The sequence below is a fragment of the Bacillus sp. MZGC1 genome, assembly GCF_002998605.1.
Classification (GTDB): domain Bacteria; phylum Bacillota; class Bacilli; order Bacillales; family Bacillaceae; genus Bacillus.
On the sequence record NZ_PVRE01000005.1, the window covers coordinates 148,622 to 166,557 of the forward strand.

General features: G+C 40.9%; 16 protein-coding genes and 1 pseudogene. 6 read left to right on the forward strand and 11 right to left on the reverse strand.

Translation table 11 applies throughout. The features are described from left to right. Nucleotides 1–39 precede the first annotated feature (39 nt). The gene (locus C6Y06_RS15845; protein WP_106037195.1) at nt 40–1,242 is read right to left on the reverse strand and encodes an MFS transporter; all 1,203 of its coding nucleotides are present in this window, start codon (nt 1,240–1,242) and stop codon (nt 40–42) included. Between the two features lie 103 nt (nt 1,243–1,345). Between C6Y06_RS15845 and C6Y06_RS15850 the strand changes: the two genes are divergently transcribed. Continuing rightward, nucleotides 1,346–2,254 carry a LysR family transcriptional regulator gene (locus tag C6Y06_RS15850; protein ID WP_034664581.1) on the forward strand — a complete coding sequence of 303 codons (909 nt, stop codon included), beginning with the start codon at nt 1,346–1,348 and terminating at the stop codon, nt 2,252–2,254. Nucleotides 2,255–2,288: 34 nt separating this feature from the next. Here C6Y06_RS15850 and C6Y06_RS15855 read toward each other — a convergent pair whose 3' ends face one another. Then, complete coding sequence (locus C6Y06_RS15855) at nt 2,289–2,768, reverse strand: aminoacyl-tRNA deacylase (protein WP_060595726.1); 480 nt, start codon at nt 2,766–2,768, stop codon at nt 2,289–2,291. Nucleotides 2,769–2,913: 145 nt separating this feature from the next. Between C6Y06_RS15855 and C6Y06_RS15860 the strand changes: the two genes are divergently transcribed. Further along, entirely contained in the window at nt 2,914–4,113 is a 1,200-nt protein-coding gene (locus C6Y06_RS15860) for an MFS transporter (protein ID WP_106037196.1), read from the forward strand. 17 nt (nt 4,114–4,130) lie between these two features. Here C6Y06_RS15860 and C6Y06_RS15865 read toward each other — a convergent pair whose 3' ends face one another. Then, entirely contained in the window at nt 4,131–4,862 is a 732-nt protein-coding gene (locus C6Y06_RS15865) for a MurR/RpiR family transcriptional regulator (RefSeq protein WP_060595724.1), read from the reverse strand. Nucleotides 4,863–5,061: 199 nt separating this feature from the next. Between C6Y06_RS15865 and C6Y06_RS15870 the strand changes: the two genes are divergently transcribed. Then, the gene (locus C6Y06_RS15870) at nt 5,062–6,390 is read left to right on the forward strand and encodes a 6-phospho-beta-glucosidase (protein ID WP_034664592.1); all 1,329 of its coding nucleotides are present in this window, start codon (nt 5,062–5,064) and stop codon (nt 6,388–6,390) included. 33 nt (nt 6,391–6,423) lie between these two features. Here C6Y06_RS15870 and C6Y06_RS15875 read toward each other — a convergent pair whose 3' ends face one another. From C6Y06_RS15875 to C6Y06_RS15885, 3 genes are all read right to left on the reverse strand, one after another. Next, nucleotides 6,424–7,071, reverse strand: coding sequence for a DUF3885 domain-containing protein (locus C6Y06_RS15875; protein WP_106037245.1), 648 nt, complete (start codon nt 7,069–7,071; stop codon nt 6,424–6,426). A gap of 329 nt (nt 7,072–7,400) precedes the next feature. Beyond that, nucleotides 7,401–8,315, reverse strand: coding sequence for an NAD(P)/FAD-dependent oxidoreductase (locus C6Y06_RS15880; protein WP_106037197.1), 915 nt, complete (start codon nt 8,313–8,315; stop codon nt 7,401–7,403). 64 nt (nt 8,316–8,379) lie between these two features. Continuing rightward, nucleotides 8,380–8,817 carry an Rrf2 family transcriptional regulator gene (locus tag C6Y06_RS15885; RefSeq protein ID WP_034664606.1) on the reverse strand — a complete coding sequence of 146 codons (438 nt, stop codon included), beginning with the start codon at nt 8,815–8,817 and terminating at the stop codon, nt 8,380–8,382. Between the two features lie 181 nt (nt 8,818–8,998). Between C6Y06_RS15885 and C6Y06_RS15890 the strand changes: the two genes are divergently transcribed. Continuing rightward, the gene (locus C6Y06_RS15890; RefSeq protein WP_106037198.1) at nt 8,999–9,370 is read left to right on the forward strand and encodes a hypothetical protein; all 372 of its coding nucleotides are present in this window, start codon (nt 8,999–9,001) and stop codon (nt 9,368–9,370) included. 146 nt (nt 9,371–9,516) lie between these two features. Here C6Y06_RS15890 and C6Y06_RS15895 read toward each other — a convergent pair whose 3' ends face one another. Beyond that, on the reverse strand, nt 9,517–10,845 hold the full coding sequence (locus tag C6Y06_RS15895; RefSeq protein ID WP_106037199.1) for a 6-phospho-alpha-glucosidase: 1,329 nt from the start codon (nt 10,843–10,845) through the stop codon (nt 9,517–9,519). A gap of 17 nt (nt 10,846–10,862) precedes the next feature. Next, nucleotides 10,863–12,449, reverse strand: a complete 1,587-nt coding sequence (locus tag C6Y06_RS15900; protein ID WP_106037200.1) for an alpha-glucoside-specific PTS transporter subunit IIBC — start codon at nt 12,447–12,449, stop codon at nt 10,863–10,865. A 148-nt stretch (nt 12,450–12,597) separates the two neighbouring features. Here C6Y06_RS15900 and C6Y06_RS15905 point away from each other — a divergent pair, with 148 nt between their 5' ends. Next, on the forward strand, nt 12,598–13,362 hold the full coding sequence (locus tag C6Y06_RS15905; RefSeq protein WP_060595719.1) for a MurR/RpiR family transcriptional regulator: 765 nt from the start codon (nt 12,598–12,600) through the stop codon (nt 13,360–13,362). Nucleotides 13,363–13,494: 132 nt separating this feature from the next. Here the strand turns inward: C6Y06_RS15905 and C6Y06_RS15910 are convergent. After that, nucleotides 13,495–13,944, reverse strand: a pseudogene (locus C6Y06_RS15910) (SMI1/KNR4 family protein); the annotation flags it as partial. 110 nt (nt 13,945–14,054) lie between these two features. Then, the gene (locus tag C6Y06_RS15915; protein ID WP_060595718.1) at nt 14,055–15,026 is read right to left on the reverse strand and encodes a tRNA dihydrouridine synthase; all 972 of its coding nucleotides are present in this window, start codon (nt 15,024–15,026) and stop codon (nt 14,055–14,057) included. A 788-nt stretch (nt 15,027–15,814) separates the two neighbouring features. On the opposite strand from C6Y06_RS15915, the gene C6Y06_RS15920 reads away from it, so the two are divergent. Then, the gene (locus C6Y06_RS15920) at nt 15,815–16,375 is read left to right on the forward strand and encodes a hypothetical protein (RefSeq protein ID WP_106037201.1); all 561 of its coding nucleotides are present in this window, start codon (nt 15,815–15,817) and stop codon (nt 16,373–16,375) included. 167 nt (nt 16,376–16,542) lie between these two features. On the opposite strand, the gene rlmD is transcribed toward C6Y06_RS15920, so the two are convergent. Further along, nucleotides 16,543–17,922, reverse strand: a complete 1,380-nt coding sequence (rlmD, locus tag C6Y06_RS15925; protein ID WP_106037246.1) for a 23S rRNA (uracil(1939)-C(5))-methyltransferase RlmD — start codon at nt 17,920–17,922, stop codon at nt 16,543–16,545. Nucleotides 17,923–17,936 lie beyond the last annotated feature (14 nt).

Sequence of the window (17,936 nt, forward strand, 5' to 3'; positions counted from 1 at the left end):
AGCTGCATGAGGCAGTTTTTTTATATAACGCTTCATTTTTTACACTGCACGAGAAGAAACATGCAGCTGCCCGCCTCTTGCCCACATGCTGACAAGCATTAAGCTTATGATGAGCATCAGCCAAAAGACACTGTTTGTTCCGAAAAACTGAATCAACGTATATCCGCACAAAGGCCCTAAAGCAGCACCCATATCTTGAACAAAAGAATAGCTTGCGAGAAAGCGGTTCTTATCTGTTTGAGCAGAGGCTTTTTGAAAGGCAAGTGTATCGGTGAACGTTGTTACAATCGTTGCCAGCAGCTGAATCAAAAGCAGCATCAATAGGAACCAGCCGCTTACCTTCAGCATGACCCCAAGAAAACTGAGCCCTCCAAATGAAAGAAACATCCAGCTTAGCATTCGTTCCTTCATCACAAGCCGATCAAACCATTTGCCTGTTCTCGGTGCGACAAATGGTTCCCACCCCCACCTGATTGCTTGAATGACACCGCTTAAAGCCGAAGCTCCGATGACAAAGCCAAATAGAGCAAATTCATCCTGATCGATCTTTGCTTCAATGACATGACTCAGCGTGGATGCGAATAAACCTTGTATAATAAGTGCGACCAGCATGCCTGTTATCAGTACTTTTACAACATCTCGTGCAAACCACTTCTGTTTGATGCCATGATACATCTGCGTGCCTTCTCTCTTTTCAATTTCATCCAAAGATACATAAAAAACGCACCCTATCAATGTGAGTAAACCAAAGACAAGCGTCATGGACTGGAAGCCGAACAAGCTGGCGAAAATCCCGCCAAATAACATACCAAATAAACTGCCAAGCCGGTAAAGCCCATTATAAAGACCCGTCAAATGTCCTTGTGAGCCTTCGTCCATTTCAGCCAAAACCCTCATACCGCTCATACGGAGTAACGTCCAAGCAAGCCCCCATGCGCAGCGGCAGATCAGCAGCAGCCAAAAACCACTCATCCCATATAATGCCGTGGTCACTGACGCGATCAAAATCGCCATTAATACACCGGTCTTCATTGGGATATAGCGATAGAGCCACCAAACGACAGGCGCTAGCGGAATGCGAATGAATCGGTTGATGGACAGCAGTAACCCGACCTCCCAAATAGATGATAAACCAATCTCTTTCCAATAGACTGGAAGAACAATATAGAGCATTGAATCCCCAATAAGTGCAAATGCTGTGATGAGCGATATTGACACAACTTGCTTTTGACGATGATCCATTTTCCCTTCCCCCTTCGCTATCTTTACGATAAGGGATGCTTTATAATAAATCTAATGAATGTTTTTGATTAAACCATTAAAATAATTGATAGGTGGTGCAAAGTTGAATTTACATGCCCTTCGGATTTTTGCAAAGGTCGCAGAGACTAAAAGCGTCACACAAACAGCAGACGCACTATCTTTGACACAGCCAGCTGTGACGGCTCAGCTTAGAAGCATTGAACGAGAGATCGGTTTTCGCCTTTTTAAACGAAACGGCCGAGGAATTGCGCTCACAGAAATGGGAAAGATGCTGTATCCTTATGCCCGGCAAGTGTTCGAGGCTGAAAAGGAAGTAGAATATCAGATCACACTATTACAAAACGGGAAAAAGGGACGCCTCCGCATCGCTTCTACCTACGTACCACTCAACTTTTTACTGCCTGATTGGCTCGCTGCTTTTAAATCGTCTTCACCACAGACAGAAATTGAATTAAAAAGTGGAAACTCCGCTCAAGTGATAGACAGCCTGCTTCAATATGAATCAGATGTGGCCATCGCTGTAATTGAAGATTTGGATCATGAGGAGATCGTTACCTCCCATTTGACGAATTTAAGCTATGATTTTATTGTGCCAGCAGACCATCCGTTAAACGGAAAAACCGTCCCGCTAGAGCGCCTGAGCCTGGAGCCTTTTTTAATGCGTGAAGAAGGCAGCTCCACAAGAGATAAGCTCTTTTCCCTTTTCACCTCGAAAGGAATTAAAAAACCGACTGTTGATTTACAATTCAGCGGTGTTCATGAAGCGATTCAAATGATCAAAGCTGGCTATGGGATCACACTTGTTCCCCGTGATGCGGTTCAAGGCAGTCTCAAGCGGAAAGAGATTGGGCGCGTATATATCGAAGGCATAGAAATCGTCAGACCCGTTGTTATCTGCAAACGGGCGAATGATCTTGAAGAAAATAGAACAGTGGATGCCTTTCTGCAAATGAAAGATATCGGTCCATTTAAGGCGCCTGCTGCAAATTAAAAAAGTGCCTGCATAAGAAACAGGCACTTTTTTTCTATTCGGCTGGTTGAACAATGTCATACGGTACAGCCTTTGAGGCTTTCACTAATTGTTCTGGTGTGATGAGGATTTCATTTCCCCATTCGCCTGCTCCAACGCCTAATACCTCTTCCTCTAATAACGAAGCTTCGATGATGGTGCGGAAGCCTTCTGGCTGCCAGCAAAATGGCGGTATCGAGCCAATTCGGTAGCCCGTCACTTCCAGAACCTTCTCTGGTGATGCCATTTTAATATTACGAGAGCCGGCCGCTTTCTTTAGTTTCCCTGACTTAATATGCTGGTCTGCGCCAACCATCACAAGCAGCTGCTCCCCTTCCCCTGTTTCAAAAATCAATGTTTTGATCATTTGTCTTTCACGAAAACCAAGGGCTGCTGCTACATTTGCTGCTCCCTTCTCTGTTTCGGAAGAAAATGCTTTGATCTCATATGGGATGCTGTGCTGATTCAAGAATTCATGTGCCGGTAGTACTTTCATTGATTTGAACCCCTTTCCTTGCGATGTCTTTCATTTAGCTTATCACAATCCTCTCATCCTTAAGATGTATTTTTCAATGAAAAGCCTCTAGGTCCTTCATCACCATGCTATACTGAACTTGTTTTTGAAAAGGAGCCGGTTGGATATGGGAAACAAGTTTTGGTATTATACAGGCAGTAAAAGCCTTCTCATGCTAAGTGATATTCTATTTGTGATGACGATCACGTTTGTGATCTATCAAGATACACAATCTGTTGCGTATGCGGCTTTATTTCCGCTAATAAGAACATTATGCCAGCTATTAGCTGGGCTCATCTCTCCTGTTTTGGCAGATCACTTTCAAGCGGGCCGGCTGTTGAAATGGGTCCCGCTTTTACGTCTTGTGATGCTCATCGTGTTTACATCCCAATTTCATTTCTTTCAGCAGCATATGGTCTGGCTGTTTGGTGCGCTTATTCTCATTTCCATCACAGGTGGAGTCATTAGTCCTTTATTACAGGCCATCATGCCGATGCTTGTGCCAGCAAATCAGCTTGTGAAAGCGAACAGTACAGCCTCCATTTTTCATCAAACGGTGCAAATCGCCGGTTATTCGTTTACTGGAATGCTCGTCCTGTTGATTGGTCCTTTTTATTTAATGTGGATTACTTGTTTCATGATTGTGTTGTCTTATTTGTTTTTCATCCCTGTTTTTCCTCTTCTCAAGCAAGAAGACACGGTTCGAAAAGCAAATAAGATGAACAGTTTCAAGGATGGCTGGGCGATTATTTGGACAAATAAAACGATTCGCACTCTGACCTTTATGGATGTTTGTGAAAATATGGCGGGCGCTGTGTGGATCGGGGCGATTACCCTTGCCTTTGTCACCCATGATTTAAACGAAAGTGAGGAATGGTGGGGTTTTATCAACGCCGCTTATTATACAGGCGCCATTCTAGGCGGGCTCTTGGCTGCGTGGATAAGCCGGTTGATTCAAAAGCAGCTTCTTCTCTTTATGGCAGCTGGTTCATTCATTTATGCAGTGCTGACTATTGTCTTTTCACTGAATAGCCTGCCGTGGCTTGCTTTGCTGCTTTGCATTTTGATGGGGCCTGCTTATCAAATTCGAGATGTTTCGCAGCAAACCATTCTTCAAACGGAAACGCCCGTCCGAGATTTATCAAAGGTGTACTCGGCTCATTACGTCCTTTCTTCTGTATCTGTCGGTTTATCTATTTTCTTTGTTGGATTGATTGCAGATGCATTCGGAGCGAGGACTGTGTATTTGCTAGGCGGTTTGTTTGTGCTCATCTGTTCGGGGATTGCCATCCTCGCTTTTATGAGACAGAAAAAAAAGAGCGGCTGATTCATGCAGCGGCTCTTTTACTTTTTCTTTAACATCGCGAACATGTCACGAGCCATCGCTTCTAAAATATACACAACTGGCGTCTGTGTCGTAATATTGGCTCTGTGAACCCGTTCGTCTGTCACGTAATAAGCAATATTTAAATCGGAAATGCGCGAAATCGTACAGTGCTGATTGTTTGTAATACTAATGATTTTGCTTCCTTCTCTTTTTAACTTCGAAATATGATCAATCGTAATACGGTTCTCCCCTGATACAGACAGCACAATGGTGACACTATTGTCTAAATACTGCATATTCATCGGGAAAAACGGATCATTGATGTAAAATGAAAATTTCTCAAGACTCGAAAAATACCTCGCCCCATACTGTGCCAAAATACCAGAGCTGCCAGTTCCGATAAACAGCACATTTTTTGCATCGGCAATGAGCCTTGCTGCCTCCTTAATTTTCCCTTCAAAGTCCCCTTTCAGTGTGCGTTCAATAAATTCATATAGAAAGTGCTGTGTGCTTTTTAAAGTAGGAGTTTGCTCTGATTCTAAATACATTTTGAGTTTCACTTTAAACTCTGAAAAGCCTTCACAATTCACTTTTCGGCAAAAGCGAAGGACAGACGAGGTGGAAATATGGGCAGCATCTGCTAAATCCCGAATTCTCATATACACGACCTTTTCACTGTTTTCCATGATGTATCGGTATAAAGCGCTTTCTAGTTCATTAAAGCTGGAAATGACCTCACTTGAAAACATCTGACTTCCCCTTTCTCCAACAGCATGTCACAATGTGTTTCTTTTATGTAACAAATCTCTAAATGAGACACCCTTGCCTAAAGACGCTGAAGTCATTTACGCACTAGATGCTCTCACGATAAGCTATAGATGTACAGACAAAAGAATTGGCTTTTCTCTATTATAACATTGCGCGTTACATTATTCGGAGGTGCAGCACATGGCAAAAGGATTAAAGGTTGTCACAATTGGCGGAGGATCAAGCTATACACCAGAGCTTGTAGAAGGATTTATTAAACGATACGATGAATTTCCGATTAGCGAGCTTTGGCTTGTCGATATTGAAGCAGGAAAAGAAAAGCTTGAAATCGTCGGAAATCTTGCAAAACGAATGGTGAAAAAAGCAGGACTTCCAATCGAGGTTCATTTAACATTAGATCGCCGGAAAGCGCTTGCGGGCGCTGATTTCGTTACAACACAATTCCGTGTCGGACTTCTTGAAGCACGTATGAAGGATGAACGCATTCCTTTAAAATATGATGTCATTGGTCAAGAAACGAATGGTCCAGGAGGTCTATTCAAAGGACTTCGCACCATTCCAGTCATTCTTGATATTGTCAAAGATATTGAAGAACTGTGCCCAGACGCATGGCTTGTGAATTTCACCAACCCAGCTGGTATGGTCACAGAAGCCGTTCTTCGCTATTCAAACCATCGCAAAGTCGTTGGCTTATGCAACGTGCCAATCGGTATTCGCATGGGAATCGCCAAAGGACTTGATGTCGACGCAAGCAGAGTCGAAGTCAGCTTTGCTGGATTAAACCATATGGTCTTTGGACTCAATGTATTCTTAGATGGCAAAAGCATCATGGATCAAGTCATCGAAGACATGGCAGATCCAAACTCCAGCATGTCGATGAACAACATTCAAGCCATTCCGTGGAATGCAGATTTCTTAAAAGGGCTTGGCGTCATTCCATGTCCATATCACCGCTACTACTACAAAACAAGTGATATGCTGGCTGAAGAAAAGAAAGCAGCAGAGAATGAAGGAACTCGTGCAGAAGTCGTTCGTGCACTAGAAAATGACCTGTTCGAGCTTTACAAAGATCCTGATCTTGATATCAAACCGCCACAGCTTGAAAAACGAGGCGGTGCTTACTACAGTGATGCGGCTTGTAACTTGATTGCATCCATTTATAACGACAAGCACGACATTCAGCCGGTGAACACCATCAACAATGGTGCCATCAGTGACATTCCAAATGATTCTGCCGTTGAACTCAACTGCGTCATCACAAAAGACGGTCCTAAACCAATCGCTGTTGGCGAGATGCCTGTCGCAGTCAAAGGACTTATTTCTCAAATTAAATCTTTTGAACGTGTTGCCGCTGAAGCAGCCGTGACAGGCGATTACAACACAGCACTTGTCGCAATGACGATCAACCCGCTCGTCCCATCTGATGCGATTGCAAAAAGCATCCTAGATGAGATGCTAGAAGCACACAAAGAATATTTACCACAGTTCTTCAATAAAGTAGAAGCATAAAACAAAACCGCACTTGTCAAAAGTGCGGTTTTCTTATTTCGCTGCAAACAGCCGGTCCATCTGAGCACGATCATAGTCTAATAGCCATTGCTGTAAGCCCTCATAGACTGGCCGAAGACGCTCAGCATCTGACGCTATGAGATCACAGCCTCGATCATCATATAAGTGGAAAATCATCTGTTTCGAGAGATTGATGAGATAAATTTCATAATCAAGCTTCCCGTTCATGATTTGATTCGGTGCATAGAAATCCTCTCGGCACATGGCTTGTAGAAGTGGACGAAATCGAATATCTTGCAGCCGACAAGTCAAGGTAAATCTCTCCAATGTCAGTGGCTCATCTAGTTCTGGTCTAACATAGGTCAAAAGCTCGTGACGCAATCGATTGCGTACTTGCTGGCGGACATATTTCTGATAAACTAGGAGCTTTGTCTTCGTTAATTCATGTTCATGCTGCGTATAGACATCCGTGACAAACAGAATATCGTCTTCTGGATCAAAAGCATATCTGACAATTTTCAAAGCACGATCCCCTGCTTTTTCTAATACAACTGATTCTTCTCCTAATGACCAATCTGCCACTTCAAAGCGAAGCCCAAAAGGCCATTGATAAAAAAGGGACGGTATGAGGACAAGATCAGGAAAATGACTTTTTAAAAAGCTATTGGTTTTATCGCTCATCTCATGTCCTTCCATTGGTTTTATTTCTTATTTTAATCTTGAGCATATGGAAAAACAATTGGAAATAAACTGTCATTTCTTATATGATGGAAAGAGATGGAGGTGTGACCAATTGAAAAAATCAAAATGGTTTCTACAAGTGTTCCTCACAGCATTGATCACCATGTGGGTACAGACTGGACTTGATTAGGCGAACATCATTCATATCACCAATGTATGGGTCGATGCCAGCAGCTGGATCCTTATCTTCTTTGTCATCTACGCACTTTTTGAATGGGCAGCTCACGTCTTAGCAAAACGGAAAACCGCTCATCGCTGAACATCTCTTTTCATAGAGATGTTTTTTGTTGAAATTCCTCTTGCACAAGTTCATGGATGACGCCCATTCCTGCCTGGCTTCCCGCAGCTGCTGCAAGTACAAGCTGAGCAGGGCCGCCTAAATTGTCACCGCATGCAAAGACACCGCTGACGGTTGTACGTCCAAGAATATCTGTTTCAATGCCGGCATTTTTCGTCATTTGACAGCCTAGTTTTTCAGCAAATGGAGCTGACTGCTTGAATTCACTTGCGACAAATCCGCCTTCTCTTTTCACCGTTTCTCCATTCGTAAGGTGTAGAGAGAGCATTTGTCCATTCTCATGATGAATTGACATAATCGTTACATCAATGACTTGAATAGAATGTGCTGATAGCAGTGCCTTATCCTCTTCAGCAAACACTTGCTGCCCATTCGTAAACACGATCAAATCCTTTGTCCAATTGGAAAGAAGTTTAGCCATATGCAAGGCGCGTGGATTCTCAGCAATTAGGGCAAGCGGCTTGTCCTTTAGCTCCCAGCCATCGCAGAAAGGACAGCTAAACAACGTCTTTCCATACACGTCATGAATTCCCTTAATCTCTGGCAGTATATCCTGAAGTCCTGTTGCCAATATGATTTTCTTCGCTTCGAATCTTTCTCCCTCTTGTGTCAGTAACGTAAAGTTGTCCTCATTGTTTTGTATCTCAACAATTCTGCTTCGCTTTATTTGGATATGAGGGTAGTTTTGAATATCTGCCTCTCCCGCTTGTCTGATCTCAAACGGTGTCATTCCATCGTTTGTAATAAATCCATGTGATTCCTGGGTCACTCGATTTCTTGGCATCTCGTCATCGAATACAATGACCTGTTTTCTGCCCCGCCCCACAACAAGTGCTGCACTTAATCCGGCTGGCCCGCCTCCAATAATGGCACAATCTAATAGCATATAAATCTCTCCTTTTTATTCAAGACTTTAAAGATTCTTAATATCTATAATTTATTCAAAAAAATCACATGTTGAAAAATGGATTTTTTTCTGTCTGCTCAATTTGGCTAGCGATATCAACTAACCGCTTTTGACTTAGCGTTTCCTGCATTTTTGTTTCAACATCCTGCATGACCTGTTCAATCAAACAGTCATCATGAGGCATGAAAGAATCATGCTCTAAAGAACAGCGAAACAAATTCGTTTGCCCTTCTACAGCCTGAATGACGTCTAAAAACGAAATGTCTTCCTTCTGTTTCATAATGGCGTAACCACCTTTTGCACCAGGTGTTGATTCAATCAATCCTGCCTTTACAAGCTTTGTTAAAATTTTAGATAAATAGGTGGGTGAAAGATCTTGCATTTTAGCAAGAGGCTCAACGCCAATTGCTTTCCCCTTCGGCGCAAGAGTTAAAAACACCATCGTATGAAGTGCATAGTTGGTCGCTTTAGAATATTTCATAGGAACATTCCTTTCTATCTATTATAGACCTTTTATATCTGTAATTGATCATAAAAGATTCAAGAAGAAAAAGCAAGTGTTGTGGATCTGCTTCTTTTTTCATTCCACATTCCGCATTTTCTTCCGATAATAAAGGTAAGCACGAATAAAATTTTGATGAAAACTAGAAGGAGTGAAGAAAATGTCAGATCAACAGCACAATGCAGCACACGAAGAAGAAGAGGAATTCAATGTATACGAAATGCTTCCGCCCGCAGGAACAATCATTGGTGAAGCAACAGAAGAAGAAATGGAAGCTGCGGCAGCATTAGAAGTGAGACATGTCGCGTTCATGCGCCTTCAAGATATGTTCATTCAATTTGATGGCTCGTCTTACAAAGACTTATTAAAAGACTTCCAAGAATTCGAATATGATTCTACAAAATTCTGGAGAGGTATTGCTAAACGACTTCAAATTCCATACGAATGGCCAATCCGACTCGACCACGCAAACGGTCCAATTTATATTGGTGAAACAGAGGATAGCCGTGAGGTTGAGGAGAGTGCAGAGTAAGGAAATGATGACCCCCTTTTTGACGAGGGGGTCTTTTAGTACCCAGTGAAAACCGCTTTGTCGCCATCACAAAAAAAGCGGAATACATGGTTGAAAAAACAAATAAGCATATGAGCGATGTAACGCCCATATTGCTTATTCTCATGTTATGTTAACTCTGGCCAAAAAGCTTTATTTGCCAAAATTAAGTCGTCTAATATATCTTTTGCTACTTTAGCACTCGGCACCGTTTTCGATAATGTGATGGCCTGCCATAGTTTTTGATAGGAACCTTCTTCAAATGCTTCTACTACTAATTTTTCTACGCCAACTTGCTGCTCCATGAGACTTTTTTGAAATCTAGGAATTTCTCCAACCACTAATTTTTCTGGACCGCTGCTGCCAACGATACAAGGAATTTCGACCATGGCTGTTGGGTCAAAGTTCATGATGGCGCCATTGTTCTCTACAATCATCAGCATCCGTTCTTTTTTATTAAAAGCAATGGCTCTTGCTAAATCAACGATATAGGAAGCGTGTTCATCGATGGTTAGCTTTGTTTCCTTCGCACTCCCTTTATCAATGATGGCCTGACATTCACTAAAAACAAAAGCTTCTCGCCCCTCCATCACTTCATTGGCACGCGTGAAGTCTATATTTGAATGTACCACTTCTTCATCTGGAAATAGATAGTATTTCAAATACGTATTCGGTACCGTTTTTGGATCAAGTGCTTGAATATCTTTAGCCTTTTTTAACGTGCTGTTCCAGCTCTTCTGCTGTTCTAGTTCAGATGTTCCATCTGTTGCATAACCATGCTGGCTTACATGCTTAATCACCTCAGGCATTAAGCTATTTCCTGCTTTATCTCTAATATCTGTCCACCAGCCAAAATGATTCAAACCATAGTAATCTACTTCTAGTTCTTTACGTGAAGTTAAGCCTAAATTCTTTGCAATCAATTCTTCGATTCCAATTGGCATATCACATATATTTAAAATCTTGGCATTCGGTCTTAGCTTACGTGTTGCCTCTGCTACTATCGCTGCAGGGTTAGAATAGTTTAACATCCAAGCTTCAGGTGAGTATTTTTCCATATAATCGACAAGTTCTAATACACCTGGAATGGACCGCATTCCATAAGCTATTCCGCCTGGACCGCATGTTTCCTGTCCGACGACTCCATGCTTCAATGGAATTTTCTCATCTAATTCACGCATTGCATATTTGCCGACACGGATATGTGCCATCACAAAATCGACTTGAGTAAAGGCTTCTTCTGGGTCCGTGCTTGCCAGTAATCGCACTTCTGGTGCTCGTTCTTTTAACATAATCTCACATGCATCTGCAATCGTTTTTTGTCTAGCTTCATCATTATCATAGAGTTTAATTGTATGAATTGGGAACTCCTCTAGATAGTCTAACAGCATCAAAATGATCCCTGGTGTAAATGTACTTCCGCCTCCAGCAATGGTAATATTAAATGTTTTTTTCATGATATCCAGCTCCTTTTTCAATCTAATGAAAGTTTTGTCTCAAACGACTCTCTCACTTGCGGTACACTTAAGCCAACAATGATTTGAATGCTTTGACCACTCTTAGCCATTCCGTGTGCCCGTTTATTTTTTGTAAAGTATTCCCTATCTTTCACCAAGCTAGGGTCAAACACTGTAATACGCAGACGCGTGGCACAGTTTGTCACATCTTTAATGTTTTCTTTACCGCCAAGGCCTTCTAAGAAATAAACGGCTTTCTCTTCATACTCAGACTCATAAACGGGCGCTTCTTTTTTATCATGAGCTTTTTTATGACTCTCATAATCTTGTTTTGTAAATAGCCTCGTCTCCTCCTCATGTTTTCGTCCTGGTAATGGAATATCAAATTTCACAATCATCCATCTAAATATGACAAAATACAATGCTGTAAATAGACATCCAATCATGGCTTGGATCAGATAAATCCCTCCATGATTTGAAGAGAGCGGAATCCAGTTCAATGCAGCTATCTCAATAAGCCCGGAACCCATCATTCCGACAACACCAAACATATTCATGATTGTCACCATGGTGGCTCCAAGAAGTGCATGTATGACAAATAAATAAGGCGCGAGAAATAGAAATGTAAATTCAAGTGGTTCTGTAATTCCGGCAAATATTGCTGTTAATGTGGCGGGTAACACCAATGCCAAAACCTTTTTTCTATTTTCATTCGGGGTAGAAAAATACATCGCTAGAGCTATCCCTAAACAGCCGAACATCTTAATATTTCCATGCAGTAAAAATCCGTATGGATAAAGATCTTTCAAATCGGAAGTTGAGGTCGCAAATTCATTTAAGTGAGCAATCCAATATGGTTTTAACCCCCCATTTACAGCAGCTGGACCAAACTCAAAAGGTGTATAAATAAAATGGTGAAGTCCTGTTGGAATTAACACCCTTTCCAAGAAATGAAACAGCCATACACCAATATAACCGGACTGTGACATGAACCCTTGGAGAGATTGAATCCCTTGCTGAACATAGGGCCATACAAAAGCAACGATAAAAGCAATAGGAATCATCACAAAGAATCCGATGATGACAACAAATACAAGCCCCTGGAAAATCCCGAGCATTTCAGGCAGCTTTTGATCATAAAAACGATTATGGATCCAAATCACGATTCCAGATATCATAACCGCACCAATGATACTTGTATCGAGCGTAGGTATACCCGCAATTTCTTTTACACCCGCTACATTCTCGACACCTTGCGATAAATCAACACCAAAAGTGGACGGCCAAAGTGTCAAAATAGCATGAATATAATTGTTAAACACAAGATAAATCATCAAAGCTGCGAGCGTAGCACGTGCTTGCGCTTTTTTTGCAAGAGAGATGGGCAAGCCAATCACAAATGCCAGCTCCATATGATTGAAAATCGTCCATCCCCCGCTTTCAATCAGTGCCCAAACCTTATACCACATCGTATCTTCTGCAGCCATTTCCCCCATAATCGCTGGATTCTTACATAAAGTCGCAAGGCCTACAACAATACCAAAAAACGCGAATAAAAGTACAGGAACTACCATAGCACTACCAAATCGCTTGATTGCATTCATAAGCATAACCCCTTTGTTTGATCCATAAGACCACTGTAAAGGGAGCGCTTTCAAAAACCAATAGGTTTGACGTATTTAGAAATCAAGTTGTAACATTAGATTATATTTTCACAGGAAGAAAATATTTTCATGTTGGAGGGCACATCGCATGATATTGGACAAGTTGGTAAATGAATACTTCGAAGATTTAAATAAGAATGATCTGCACATTATTAAAACGATTCACGATCACCTTGAAGAAATGAAGACAATGAAAATTCAGGATCTTGCTCATTATGCTCATACTTCCATCTCATCCATCCATCGGCTTGCCAAGAAAATAGGCTTCGACGGCTACAGTGACTTAAAGTCTTATGTGAAATTGAATAATCATACTGAAGAAACAACACAAGATTTAATGAAGCTGCTCGATCAAGATATCCAGCAGACAAGGAAATATATGGAACAGCTGGACTTTCATCAATTAAATCAACTGATTGATCGCGCACCGTATATTTATATTTATGGTACAGGAACAGCTCAGCTCGATTTGGCCAATGATGTACAACGACAGTTATGGTCACTGCATAAGAAATCTCAAGTTTTACGAAGTAAGCGAGACTTAACAGATGGAATCGTTGAATTTGGTGAGGATGACCTTTTATTTATCATTTCTTTATCAGGCGAATCGAAGAATTTAGATCAAATCATTCAATTGGTGAAAACGAGACATATCAAATTTATCAGCATGACCACATTGAGGAATAACCTCCTTGCGCAAAATGCCATGTTTAACATCTATGTAAGCAGCACCCCGTTTCCTTTGTATAACAAAGTGGACAACTCCAGCTTTCTGCCATTTTACATTGTGGTAGATATTATCGTCAGAAAATTTAGTGAGTGGAAAAGGAACCAATTGAATAATAGGACTTAAAAATAACAGGTACAGTTTTGGGGTGAAGTGGTGAAATAATTCATTTTGCTTCATAAAAAAGAGAGACACTTTTGTCTCTCTCAAAAAACACCAAAATATTTTTCTGAAATAAGTGATGACTGCTCAATGTTATTCAGCAGTATAATGCCCAGCAAGCAATTCATCAAACGAATCCGCTAATTTGAAATCCGTCTCATATTCTAGATCAAAGTAATGAATTGGCGGATGCTCCTTTGTTACTCTGTAATCCAATGCAATCCACGTATGACCATCCCCACAAAGCAGCACAAGTCCCTCAGGCAATTCCCATTCTTCTATTAAATAATCACTATCCATAATGCCTTCATTTTTAGCAATTCCTCTTAAATGATCAAATGACACATGATCCTCTGCCCATCCATTCGGCTGGTCCGTTGGAAAAGCATTATGCAAGGTATAACCGCCATTTTGTTCAAGAATAAGTTTCTTATATGTATCAGGCAGGATGACGCCTAGCTTCTTTTCCGCTTTTGCAATTCCTTTCTCATTGATTTTCTTAAATGTCTCTTCACTTTCTCTGTCTTTATCCCAAAATGATTTCAAATAAAATACCTCCAATTGTTATTTCTATCTTATCTTACCATTTGAGACGACTAGTTTAATAGTCCTATTCATAGAAAAAAGAGAAGGGCTTCTCCTCCTCTTTTCAATCGTTATTGTTCTTTATTTCTCGCTTCAAATTCATCCAGCATTGCACGCACTTCATCTGTTGATGATGTGTTCATTAATTGATTTCTTAGGAAACTCGCTCCTCTGAATCCTTTCACATAAATCTTAAAGAAACGGTGCAGTGCCTTGAATGGACGCAAGCCTAGTGATGAATATTGATCATGTAGATCAAGATGCAACCTTAAAAGGCCTAGCAGCTCATCACTCGTATGCTCCTTCTGTTCTTTTTCAAAGGCAAATGGATTATGGAAAATCCCGCGCCCAATCATCACTCCGTCCACTCCATACTGCTCAGCGAGCTTTAAGCCCGTTTGACGATCAGGAATATCACCATTGATGGTCAAAAGAGTATCAGGTGCTACTTCATCACGCAGTTTTATAATCTCAGGAATAAGCTCCCAATGCGCATCCACCTGGCTCATTTCCTTTCTAGTACGAAGATGGATCGATAAGTTCACAATGTCTTGCTCCAAAATGTGTCTAAGCCAATCGCGCCATTCATCGATTTCTGTAAAACCAAGTCTTGTTTTCACACTGACAGGCAGTCCCCCAGCTTTTGCCGCTTGAATCAGCTCTGCCGCAACATCTGGGCGTAGAATCAATCCACTGCCCTTCCCATTTTGAGTGACATTCGGGACAGGACAGCCCATATTAATATCAAGCCCCTGAAATCCTAACTCCGCCATTCCAATGCTCATTTGTCTAAAGTTCTCAGGCTTGTCTCCCCAAATATGAGCAACAATCGGCTGTTCATCCTCTGTAAAGGTTAAACGCCCCTTCACACTTTGAATACCATCCGGATGGCAATAGCTCTCGCTGTTCGTGAACTCTGTAAAAAACACATCAGGTCTCGCCGCCTCACTCACAACATGACGAAACACAACATCTGTCACTTCTTCCATTGGTGCTAATATAAAAAATGGCCGTGGTAAATCACGCCAGAAATTTTTACTCATCTTTCATCCAATTCCTCTCATGACATAGCGCCTTAAAGGGCATGTTTCTTCTATAAAATCTTTCAGCAATTTTTATCATTATATACTTTAGTAAGGATTCAATGCAAAAGGAGCATAAAATGAACATTAACAAAATGCTATCAGCACTTTATAAAATATCAAAAATTTGAGAAGACGTAAACGCCGTTCAAAAAGGTACTACTGGAAAACGTGTCATGCGACGGGCAGCAGGTAATGCATCTGGCAAACTAATAAAAAAGATATTCAAATAAAAAAGCCCTATGCAGGGGCTTTTTAAATTGTAATTGCCTTTTCTGTTACATGATAAGTATTAGAAGTAATGATTTTATCAAGCGACCAACCGGCAGCGAATAACACAGAAAAAATTGTTAAACTGATACTTAACTTTTTCAACTTTAGATATTCTCTATTCAAAATATATCACGTTATATAAAATACAGTACTAAGATACAATTCATTCTTAATATGGTTTTTGTTACAATTTTTGTGTATTGCATAATAAGAGTGATTTTCTTAAAAGACCTATACGAATTTTAGAAATATTTCACTGGTTTTTCTTAAAAGTTGCTGCTTAGATCAGAAAGAATTCTGCCAAATCGCAAAAGTAATGGATAAAGGGGAAAAGTGGACAGAAAAACAGTTCACTAATGCTTAAATAGGCTCTCCTAGAGATGTTACTAAAACTTTGGCAAAATTCATTATTAATCTTGTTTAAATAAACAATAAGTGCTATTAGTTTCTAATAGCGCTTTTTTATGGAGGTATTCATGTCTTTTTCTTACGTGATTTCATTGACTTTTTTAATACTCCTTTTAGTGTCTATCATACTCTATACTTTTTTCAGAAAGAAAAACGTTGTAGATGAAGCCCCTGGCGCTATTGCTGCCGTTCTTCTTATTTTACTAATATTTTTTTCCCTAAGTTTCGTTATTGCCCTTCCAACTGTTATGCTTTATCTAGTCTCATTGGGAGTGAATTTTCTTTTCGGTGAATACATCACTTATGATTCATTTTTCTCTTTGATTACCTTCTCGTTGTTAGTTAGCATCATTGTGATTTTTTGGTCATTTATCGTTTTATTTATAGGGAAAGGAATCATTTTTTTGTTGAAGGTCCCAATATGGATGATTTATATTTTAGAATTTTTTGCTTCGTGGGCTCTTATTTACTTCTCGATTAAATATGTACTAAATTTGGAGAAAATTGAAGTTTCTATATGGGGAAATGGTGTATTGATTTTATCTTTCTTTGTTAGTTTCTTATACATCGGACTTGATATTATATCCTCTGCGATTGATCAAAAAAATCAAAAGAACATAGAAGAATAGCCCCCCATCCAATAAAGGACAGGGGGCTATTTACTCATAGATATTATTTTATACCGCTTTTCTAACACTGCTGCTTTAATCTTTGGACCATAGATGCTATCAGCAGAAAGCCTATGCATCATCCTGATATCGATGTTTTTCTCGAAATCGGGATGTCTTTCAATACATTAATGATTAATCACAAGACTTGCCACACACTCCACATGACTCGTATGCGGAAACATATCCACAGGCTGCACTTCCTCTGTCACATACCCGCCTTCTTCAAGAATACGCAAATCACGAGCAAGCGTCCCGGGGTTACAGGAAACATACACAACTCGGTTTGGTTTCATCTTTAAAATGGTGTCAAGCAGTGCTTCGTCACAGCCTTTTCTTGGCGGATCGACGACGAGGGTGTCTGCTTTGATGCCTTCTTTATACCAATTTGGGATGACGGTTTCTGCTTCGCCGACTGCGAATTCGACGTTGTTGATCTCATTTAAGGCAGCGTTGCGTTTTGCGTCTTCAATTGCTTCTGGCACAATTTCTACGCCATATACTCTGCCTGCTTTTTGGGCGAGAAATAAGGAAATCGTACCGATTCCGCAATACGCATCAATCACGGTTTCTTCACCTTGCAGCTCTGCATATTCAAGCGCTTTGTCGTAAAGCACTTTTGTTTGAGCTGGGTTCACTTGATAAAACGAGCGGGCTGAAATGGCAAATTTGATGTCGCCAATCGTGTCATAAATGTATTCTTCACCCCACAAAACGGTCGTTTCATCTCCGAAAATGACATTTGTTTTCTTTGAATTCACGTTTTGCACAATTGACCGAACATGTGGGACGCGTGCTATAATCTGCTCAATCACCTGCTGCTTTTGCGGAAAGTCAGCCGTTCTAGTGACAAACACAACCATCATTTCACCTGTTGCAATACCGTAGCGAACCATGACATGACGCAGCCAGCCTTTGTGCCGCTCTTCGTTATATGCTTTAATGCCAAACGCATTGCATATGTCTTTTACCGCCTGTACCACTTCGTCATTTTCTGATTGCTGGATCAAACATTTTTTCATATCGATGATTTCATGGGTACGCTGCTGATAAAATCCTGCAACAAGTCCGCCTTCCCGTTCGCCAACTGGAACTTGTGCTTTGTTTCGGTAATTCCAAGGGTCTTCCATGCCTAGTACAGAATGAACTTTTACACGGCTCATATCAAGCTTGCCGATCCGCTCTAAAACGTCCTTTACTTGTTTCTGTTTAAATAGCAGCTGGCCTTCATAGCTCATATGCTGAATTTGACAGCCTCCGCACTGCTTGTAGATAGGACATGGCGCATCTTGCCTGTGCTGACTTTCCTTTGTCAGCTCCATGAGTCGTCCAAAAGCAAATCCTTTTTTGACACGTGTGACTTTGATTTTCCCTTGTTCGTCAGGAAGGGCATTCGGTACAAAGACAGGGAACCCTTCAATTTTCGCTACACCTGCACCTTCGTGCGTTAAGTCTTCGAAGGTTACATTGTAGTATTCATTCTTTTCAACAGGCGGTTTCATTTTCACCAATTTTATCACCT